Below are 9,598 nucleotides of genomic sequence, written 5' to 3' on the forward strand. Positions count from 1 at the left end.
GGCATCTTTTTGAACGCAGAGAAGCGGATTGTGAATGTCCGCTTTACAAATACAATGAGGTAAATTTATATGCAGGATTTAAGTTTTATAAGCAATATGAGCGACGAGGATGCGTATCTGTTCAAACGCTGTGTGCGGCGGCTTCTGGATACGACATTTCTTGTAAAAGACAAAGAAGAAAAGCTCTATCAGTTTGTGGCTTCCGAATCTAACCGCTACGACATGAACCAGTATCTGGCAGTGATCGGCTACAAAGTGGTTGTGGAAGAACAGATGGGTGTGGCGATGCTGCAGCCAAATGATGATGATAAAGAAACGGTTGGACTGAAACGCCTCAATCTCTATCATTTTGACCAGAGACATATGAAGCTGCTGCTGGTATTGTGGCTTTTATTTCTGGAGCGGATGGGATATGAAGAGGCAGTCTATGTGACGGTCGGTGAGATTATCGACAAATGCAGACTTTATGATATAGAACTGACACCGGTCGAGTTCAAAAAAGCATATGCGACCTTCCGCAGGTTCTGCCTGATCGATTACAGTGACGATATCACAAAAGAGGACGGGGCTGTGCGTCTCTATCCTTCTTTGCAGTTCTGTATGGATATCGGACAGTTGAAACAGGTGATGGCAGAATTTGTGGAACAGGAAGATTTCGAGGCAGCGGACATGGCAGACCTGGAAGAGGCAGAAAGTGAGGAGAGCGATGAGTAAAATAGTTTTACGCAATGTACAGCTGATCAACTGGTATGGATTTACCAACACGGTCGTTCCGGTTGCAGAAAATCTCACCCTGATCTCCGGAGAAAATGAGTGCGGAAAATCGACGATCCTCGATGCCATCAAATATGCCTACACCGGTGATACGCAGTTTAATAAGGCGACAAGCGGATATAATACAGGCGTGGGCAAGCGAAATCTGATCTCGTATACACGCTGTCTGGTTGATGCAAGTGCCGGCGTGTATGCAAGACCGGCAGAGAAGATCCCGGTTGTGTACAGCCATATCGCACTGGAATATTATGACCAGATCAACGAAAAATCCTTTGTGCTCGGCGTGATCATCGAGACAGCCGTGACGGATATCCGCGGCACGTACTGGTATGCGATGGAAGACAAACGTCTGTCGGATATTTCCTATGTCTATGAAGACGGTTCTGCCTTAAAGCCGTACGATGCGTCCGGATTTCAGAAACGTTACAATGTCAAACTCCGCAAGAAACAGGATGGAGTGGCATTGTTTATGCAGATGGTCGGACTGAAGCTTCCGTATCAGGAAGTGTTTCGTTATCAGAGAAAACTTCGAAATATCATGGCATACAATCCGGCGGCAAAGATCCAGGAATTTATCCGGGAATCGGTTCTGGAAGAACACGATGTCAATTTTGAAAAATTAAAAGATGCCAAGAAAAATATTGAGCAGATCAACAGCCGTTTGGAGCTGATCGAAGAAGAGATCGGTGATCTGGATGCGATCCTGAAGGATTATGCAGAATACGATGAGCGTGTCATGCAGCTGAAAGTGGATGATATTAAATTAAAATATCGAAATATGCTTTCCTGGAAAGAAAAACGCTGTATGGCAGAAGAAATGATCCGCAAAAACAGCATTGAAGTAGAAGCACAGATCAAAACAATCAAAGAACTGAGCACGGAGATCGATGCACTTGACCGTTATTACATGGAAGCAAAAGCCGCACTGCGGGAACTGAATGTTTCCAAAGCAATCGACAATTCCAGACAGCAGATCACTGCTTTCGAGAAACAGCTGGAGAAGCGGAAGAGTGAAAGGGAAGAGTTGGAGCAGTTCCGGAAACGTCTGCTGCATGTGGCAGAAGAACTGAAAAAAATGGAATGCGAGGTTTCTTATTTTGAAACACTTGAAAAACTGACGGCAGTGGATCTTTCCAATTCTGAAAAGCAGGAAGCCATTGATGCACTGCGGGCGGAAATCCGTAAAAAACGTGACAGTATTGTGCGGAGCAGAGCTTATCTGGATCGCGAGCTCAAAGAAGTGCAGCTGGAACGCAGCGAGCAGAGCAAGATCATCGAAAACTGCGATCGCAACAAAGCGGATTATTCGCATGTGCAGGAACAGACGCAGCTGATCCGGGAGATCAACAAAGAACTGAAAAAACAGGGCATCGATGAAGAAGCCCGCATGGCGTGTGAATATGTATCGGAACTGAAAGACGAAGCATGGCGTGATGCGATCGAAGCTTTTCTTGGTGTGCACCGCTATGCGATCCTGGTCTCGCCACAGGCCTTTGATGTTGCCAATCAGGTTATGGACCGCTCCGGACATCGTTATGTGGAGCTGGTCAATACAAAGCGTCTGGCTGAACGCAAGATCAAATGTGAGGAAGATTCGGTCTATCATTATCTTCAGATTCAGAATGAGACAGCAGCAAAGTATTTCCAGTTTTGGCTGGGAGCGATCCATGCAGTCGAGCTGGACGAGGTTGCAAAATACGACAATGCCATGTCAAAAGAAGGAAAACTCGGCAGAAATATGGCAGTTACTTACATCAACACGAAAAAGATCAAGAGCTACTGCCTTGGCGGGGCGGCGATCGAGCTGAACCGCAAAAGAGCTGCGAAAAAACTGGATCAGCTGGAAAAACGGGAAAAAGAGATTTTGAGCAGCAGACATACGATGCAGAATCAGGATGTCTTTCTGCAGAGTAGTCTGGATTATTTCAAAGATTACAATCTGGAAGCCAACAGAGAATGTGAGCATTTAAATGCAGAGCTGGAAGCAGAAAAGGTGCGTTATCGTGAACTTCTGGAAGCCCAGAAAAACAATGCAGAATTTATGGCACTTTCGCAGCGTGTGACCGATCTGGAAAAACAGCTTCGCAATAAAACACGGGAGAAAGATGAAGAGAGCAAAAAGCGTTACCGACTGGAAGCGGAAATCGAACAGAAAAAGAAAGACAGCGTGATGTATCAGGCGAAAGAAGCGGAAGAGCAGAAACATCTGGAAGAAGAACAAAAGCTCAATCGTTCTGCAGCAGAGCAGGCGATCACAGAATACGACCGCTATCTTGCCGGAGAAGATAAAAAAGGCGGCATCATGCAGCTTTCCGAGAAAGAGCAGATGGAAAAACGTGTCAGCAGTTTTGCGGCAAATATCAACGGACAGCAGCAGGCGTACAACAACCGCAAGCAGGAAGAAGAACGTCTGCCGATCGGTCTTGAGTACGAAAAAAGCTATCACCAGAGACGCGGAAAGATCTGGATCGATGACCTTCAGAATCTGCAGCAGAAATTAAAAGAGCAGACCATGCGTTATGAAAGCATTTTCAAAAGAGAATTTGTTCTGAATATTTACGAGACGGCAAGGGCTGCAAGAAAAGACATCGCACAGATCAACAAAGAGCTTCGCAAGCTGAAATTCGCGACATGCTATCAGTTTGATGTGAAATTTTTGAATGACAATTCCGACTATGCCAAAATTCTGCGTTATGCAGAGTATCTTCAGCAGACCGGAAATCTGGCGGACGGTCAGATCGCCCTTACAAAGCTGATGGGTTATGAGGATGACGAAGTAGAGAGACGGGAGCGGGAGATCAAAGATATTATTAACCGCATCATTGAAAAAAATGATCTGGCGGAGATCCAGAAATTTGCAGATTACCGCAATTATATGAGCTACGAGATCATCATCAACAACGAGGAAGTAAAAGACGGAAAATTATCCAAACAGGTAGGATACAATTCCGGTGCCGGAACGCAGATCCCATATACGCTGATTTTGTCGGCGGCACTCTCCATGCTCTACAATGTGCGAGTCAATTCCGTAAGACTGATCTTTATTGATGAGCCGTTCGAAAAAATGAGTGACCACAATATCAAACTGATGCTTGATTTCTTCAAAAACCAGGACTTTCAGGTTATCTTCTGTGCACCGCCAAATAAACTGGAATCGATCGGAAGTGAATGCGGTGTGATCATCCCGGTTCTGAAAAATGCAAACGACGATATGTTGATCGGAAAGGTGAAATTTCATGACACAGTTAATGGAGCAAATTAAAGAAAAAGATGCACAGGCATTTACCCACAGCGGAAAGTTTCATGCGGACGATGTATTTTCGTCTGCACTTCTGCTGTCTGTCAATCCGGAGATCACGATCCACCGCGGCAGTCAGGTGCCGGAGGATTTTAAAGGGATTGTTTTTGACATCGGAAGAGGGAAATACGACCATCATCAGAGGGATAGCAGAATCCGTGAAAATGGTGTGCCGTATGCAGCTTTCGGACTTTTATGGGAAGAGTTGGGTGCTGAGATTTTAGGAGAAGAACTGGCAGAAAAATTTGACGAGGCTTTTGTGCAGCCACTGGACAACAATGACAACACCGGCGAAAAAAATGAACTTGCCACCCTGATCGGCAATTTCAATCCGCCATGGGATGCACAGGGCGGAAACGATGCGGCGTTCTTTAAGGCGGTCGGTGTGGCCGGCATGATCCTCGATAACAAACTGGAGCGTTATCGGGGCAATGAGCGTGCCGACAAACGTGTAGAAGAAATTTTAAAACAGCATCAGGAAGAGATCGCTTCCGGCAAAAAGCCGGCGGATGAAAAGCAGATTCTGGTGCTGCCGGATTATGTTCCGTGCCAGAAATATCTTTCCGAGACAGACATTGCATTCGTGATCTTTCCATCCAATCGCGGCGGCTACTGTATTCAGCCTCAGAAGCGAGAATACTCCCTGAATTATAAATGCAGTTTTCCGGAAAGCTGGCTTGGTCTTGAAAAAGAAGAATTAAAAGAAGAGAGCGGTCTTTCCGGTGCAGAATTCTGTCATAAGGGCGGATTTCTTATGACGACAAGTACGCTCGAAGATGCCATAAAGGCATGCAAGATCAGTCAGCAGCAGTTCCATGAGCAGGTTGTGATCGTAAATCTTGGCACAGATGAGGCAGCCGATGCATTGCTTTTCAAACTTCCGCAGTTTTCCGGTGCCAGAATCGTGCACATGGAGCTGCCGGATCTTCCGCCGATGGAGTGGGACGGCATTTACGGTAAATCCACACTTGAAAAGCAGGAATGGAAAGCACAGATCAAAGATCAGGTGAAAAAGATTCTGAAATCCAAACCGGAAGCAGTCTATGTGCAGGGAGATCTTTTTGCGGTGTATCCGCTGATCCATGCACTTCGTAAACGCCATATGCCGGTGCTTGTGATGACAGAGATGGAAGGGGAACAGAAAATTGTGCGGATTCCGTCCGGCTCATAGTGCGATTTCAGACTTTTGACCCTGGCATTAAGATGCCTGCGAATTGCTCCGTTACAAGTAACTCTCGCAATTCTATAAACATTCGGAATTCGCATATTTACTGCGTAAATAGCTACTTCCTCATGTTTAGCGGGTCCCAAGTTCAAATGTCTTATCTTGCAAGCAAGAACGACATTTTGATCTTTTGACCCTGGCATCTCAAAAAGTGCACAAAAAGACAGGTCTGAAAACAGGAAAAAAGTAGAAAAATGTATTATATTCTTGCAATTTAGTCGGATTTTAGGTACAATGTAGTTCTATGATGATACGGAATTGCAGAAGCTGAGGGAAAGCGGAGCAATTCATAAGGATTATTTTAGGTGATAATGATCCGGAGATGGAAGAGGGCGGATATACGAAGGTTTTCGGATCGTTAAAAGAAAAAGTATGAAAGGAAAAGGAAATGAATAAGAAAGACGAATTCAAACCGTACATTCCGGCAGACAGAGTCATGCCGGAGCTTACTGTGACTTCCATTATTATGGGTGTTTTGCTCGCAGTAATTTTCGGAGCAGCCAATGCATATCTTGGACTCCGAGTTGGTATGACTGTTTCTGCTTCTATTCCGGCAGCAGTTATATCTATGGGTGTTATTCGCATTATCATGCGTAAGAATTCCATCCTTGAAAGTAACATGGTACAGACCATCGGTTCAGCCGGTGAGTCACTTGCAGCAGGAGCGATCTTTACGATGCCGGCACTGTTCCTCTGGGCAGAAGAGGGTCTTTGCTCTATGCCGAGCCTTGTCGAGATCACACTGATCGCACTTTGCGGTGGTGTTTTAGGTGTACTTTTCATGGTACCGCTTCGTAATGCCCTGATCGTGAAAGAACACCAGACACTGCTTTACCCGGAAGGAACTGCATGTGCAGACGTACTTCTGGCCGGCGAAGAAGGCGGAGCAAACGCTTCTACGGTATTCTCCGGTATGGGACTTGCAGCAGTATTTAAATTTATCGTTGATGGTCTGAAGGTGATCCCGGCAGACGTATCAGCAGCTTTTAAATCTTTCAAAGGTGAGATCGGTATGGAAGTATACCCGGCCCTGCTTGGTGTTGGTTATATTGTAGGACCAAAGATCGCATCTTACATGTTTGTTGGTTCTGTATTCGGATGGCTGGTTATCATTCCGCTGATCTGTCTGTTCGGACCTGATACCTGGCTGTATCCGGCAAAAGCAGGCACAACAATCGCTCAGCTTTATGCAGGCGGCGGTGCAGCGGCAATCTGGAGTACTTATGTAAAATATATCGGTGCAGGTGCCATCGCAACAGGCGGTATCATCTCCCTGATTAAATCACTGCCACTGATCGTAAGAACATTCAGCGACTCCATGAAGAGCGTAAAAGGCGGAAAAAATACAAGTACCGCACGTACCGCACAGGATCTGCCGATGCAGTTCATACTGGTCGGAATCGTTGCTATGGTTGTTATCATCTGGGCAGTACCGGCTATCCCGGTAACTCTGCTTGGAGCAGCACTGATCGTAATCTTCGGATTCTTCTTTGCAACAGTATCCTCCCGTATGGTAGGTCTGGTAGGAAGCTCTAACAACCCGGTATCCGGTATGGCAATCGCTACTCTGCTGATCGCTACTATGGCAATCAAAGGAAGCGGCAAGACAGGTATCGACGGTATGACAGCAGCAATCGCAATCGGTTCTGTTATCTGTATCATTGCAGCAATCGCAGGCGATACTTCGCAGGATCTGAAGACCGGTTATCTGCTGGGTGCCACACCGAAAAAACAGCAGATCGGTGAGCTGATCGGTGTTCTTGCATCCGGTCTGGCTATCGGTGGTGTTCTTTATCTGCTGAATGCAGCATGGGGTTACGGCGGAGCAGAAGTACCGGCTCCTCAGGCAACTCTGATGAAGATGATCGTAGAAGGTATCATGGGAGGAAACCTGCCATGGAATCTTGTATTTGTAGGTGTATTCCTGGCACTGGGACTTGAGATCCTTCGTATCCCGGTAATGCCGTTCGCAATCGGTCTGTATCTGCCAATCTACCTGAACGCAACCATCATGATCGGTGGCGTTGTACGTATGGTAATGGATGGACGTAAAAACGTCGATGAAAAGACAAAAGAACAGCAGGCCACAGACGGAACACTGTACTGTGCAGGTATGATCGCCGGAGAAGGTCTGGTAGGTATCCTGCTGGCAATTTTCGCAGTATTTGGTATCAACACAAGCATCGGAGAGAGTGTAAACTTTGGCAACATCGGTGGTGTCATTCTTATGGTGCTGATGATTGCATCCCTGCTTTACTTCTCTCTTAAGAAAAAGAAAAAAGCATGAAAAAAAAGAAACAGGAACAACAGATAAATTATCTGGATCTGATTCCGGTAAAAGCCGAAGGCCTGAAGTGGCACAAAGACTTCAGGGATCGCGTGATACTGGAAGTAAAAAATGAAGGTTTTTTTAACGGGATCGCACAGAAAGTATTTAACCGCCCGGAAGTCACAAAGATACATCTGGATGTACATGGAAGTTATCTTTGGCCTTTTATCGATGGAGAGAGAACCGTCATGGATCTGGCTGCTCTGGAAAAAGAGCGGTTTGGTGAAGCGGCAGAACCCCTTTATCCACGAATCGTAAAGTATTTTCAGATTCTTGAAAACAATCATTTTGTAAGTTTTAAATAATAAAATCCCTTGCGGCGGGCAGTTTCTGCTGTAAGGGATTTTTTACCACAGGGGGATTCTTTTTATGTGCACAAATAAAAAACATGCAGAAAATCTCTTGCACGCACGGGGAAAATTTTCCGGTCGCATCGGTTATGTGCTGGCAGTTGCCGGCTCTGCGGTTGGACTTGGAAACATCTGGCGATTTCCGTATCTTGCGGCAAAATATGGCGGAGGTATGTTTCTGCTTGTCTATCTGATTTTAATGGTCACTTTTGGATATGTTATGATCGTATCCGAAACAGCACTGGGACGTATGACGAAAAAAAGCCCGGTTGGAGCTTTCCACAAATTCGGAAAGAGCCTGCCGTTTCACTTGGGAGGCTGGATCAACGCAGTCATCCCGATGATGATCGTTCCTTATTACAGTGTGATCGGCGGCTGGGTTCTGAAATATCTGTTTGAGTATATCAGGGGCAATGCAAACCTTGTTGCACAGGACGGCTATTTCAACAGTTTTATCACCTCTTCTATGGAAGTAGAAATATGGTTTCTGATCTTTGCGGCACTGGTATTTATTGTCATTCTTGCAGGTGTAAAAAATGGAGTAGAACGTGTTTCAAAGGTTATGATGCCGCTTCTGATCCTGTTGGCAGCCTGTGTGGCTGTTTATTCCATCACAAGACCGGGAGCCGTGGAAGGCATCAAATATTTCCTGATCCCGAATCTGGAGAACTTTTCCTGGATGACGGTCGTTGCGGCGATGGGACAGATGTTTTATTCCCTGTCGATCGCGATGGGTATCCTGTATACGTATGGATCTTATATCGGGAAAGATGTAGACATCGAAAAAAGCACCACGCAGGTTGAGATTTTTGACACCGGTGTCGCACTTCTGGCCGGTCTGATGATCATTCCGGCAGTGTTTGCATTCTCCGGCGGAGATATGGAAACGCTCCAGGCAGGACCGGCACTGACGTTCATCACCCTGCCGAAAGTATTTGCGAGTATGGGAGTTGGCACGATTGTCGGCATCGCATTCTTCCTGATGTTTCTGTTTGCGGCACTGACCAGTGCAATCTCACTTCTTGAGACCAGCGTTTCCACCCTGAACGATGAGCTTCACTGGAGCCGTGGAAAATGCTGTCTGCTGATGGTTGTCGTGATGCTGGTGATCGGAACGGCATCCTCTTTTGGATATGGTATCTGGGACTCTGTGAAGATCCTTGGTATGCAGTTTTTGGATTTCTTTGACTTCCTGACCAACTCGGTCATGATGCCGATCGCAGCACTTGCTACCTGCATTCTGATCCTGAAAGTCGTCGGATTTAAAAGAATGGATGCGGAGATTGAACAGTCATCTGATTTTAAACGCAAGAAATTATATCATTTCTTCCTGAAATATCTGGCATCCGCCTGCGTTATCATTATCCTTCTCAGCTCCATTGCAAATGTACTGGGATGGATTTCGATGTAAAAACAGAAAACTTTGAAAAAACTCAGTTAAGCATTGTAAAACTGGCCGTTTGGCTAGTGTACAATGCTTTTTTAATTTTATATAATGGTTATAGAATGATGTTGGGGTCAAAAGATGCCATACGAATTGTTCCATACTTCGTACTCCCACAATTCTATCCAATATTCGCATATCGTGAAGCTTACGCTCCACTTTTATGCTCATATCGGGG

General features: G+C 45.7%; 7 protein-coding genes. All 7 read left to right on the top strand.

The window, feature by feature from the left end:
• Positions 1-69 precede the first annotated feature (69 nt).
• Positions 70-714: a DUF4194 domain-containing protein gene (locus LKD42_RS07505; RefSeq protein WP_248835292.1), complete on the top strand. Its 645-nt coding sequence runs from the start codon at positions 70-72 to the stop codon at positions 712-714.
• Positions 707-4,036 carry an SbcC/MukB-like Walker B domain-containing protein gene (locus tag LKD42_RS07510; RefSeq protein ID WP_248835293.1) on the top strand — a complete coding sequence of 1,110 codons (3,330 nt, stop codon included), beginning with the start codon at positions 707-709 and terminating at the stop codon, positions 4,034-4,036. Before LKD42_RS07505 ends, LKD42_RS07510 begins: the two co-directional genes overlap by 8 nt.
• Positions 4,011-5,243: an MYG1 family protein gene (locus LKD42_RS07515; RefSeq protein ID WP_248835294.1), complete on the top strand. Its 1,233-nt coding sequence runs from the start codon at positions 4,011-4,013 to the stop codon at positions 5,241-5,243. Before LKD42_RS07510 ends, LKD42_RS07515 begins: the two co-directional genes overlap by 26 nt.
• 442 nt (positions 5,244-5,685) lie before the next feature.
• Complete coding sequence (locus LKD42_RS07520) at positions 5,686-7,584, top strand: OPT family oligopeptide transporter (RefSeq protein ID WP_248835295.1); 1,899 nt, start codon at positions 5,686-5,688, stop codon at positions 7,582-7,584.
• Complete coding sequence (locus tag LKD42_RS07525) at positions 7,581-7,931, top strand: PqqD family protein (protein WP_022118192.1); 351 nt, start codon at positions 7,581-7,583, stop codon at positions 7,929-7,931. Before LKD42_RS07520 ends, LKD42_RS07525 begins: the two co-directional genes overlap by 4 nt.
• A gap of 64 nt (positions 7,932-7,995) precedes the next feature.
• A complete protein-coding gene (locus LKD42_RS07530; protein WP_022118193.1) occupies positions 7,996-9,387 on the top strand; it encodes a sodium-dependent transporter in 1,392 nt (463 codons plus the stop codon).
• The coding region (locus tag LKD42_RS07535; RefSeq protein ID WP_248835296.1) for a hypothetical protein at positions 9,372-9,598 on the top strand (227 nt) is incomplete at its 3' end. The genes LKD42_RS07530 and LKD42_RS07535, both read left to right, overlap by 16 nt.

Source organism: Hominisplanchenecus faecis (assembly GCF_020687205.1).
GTDB classification, from domain to species: Bacteria; Bacillota; Clostridia; order Lachnospirales; family Lachnospiraceae; genus Hominisplanchenecus; species Hominisplanchenecus faecis.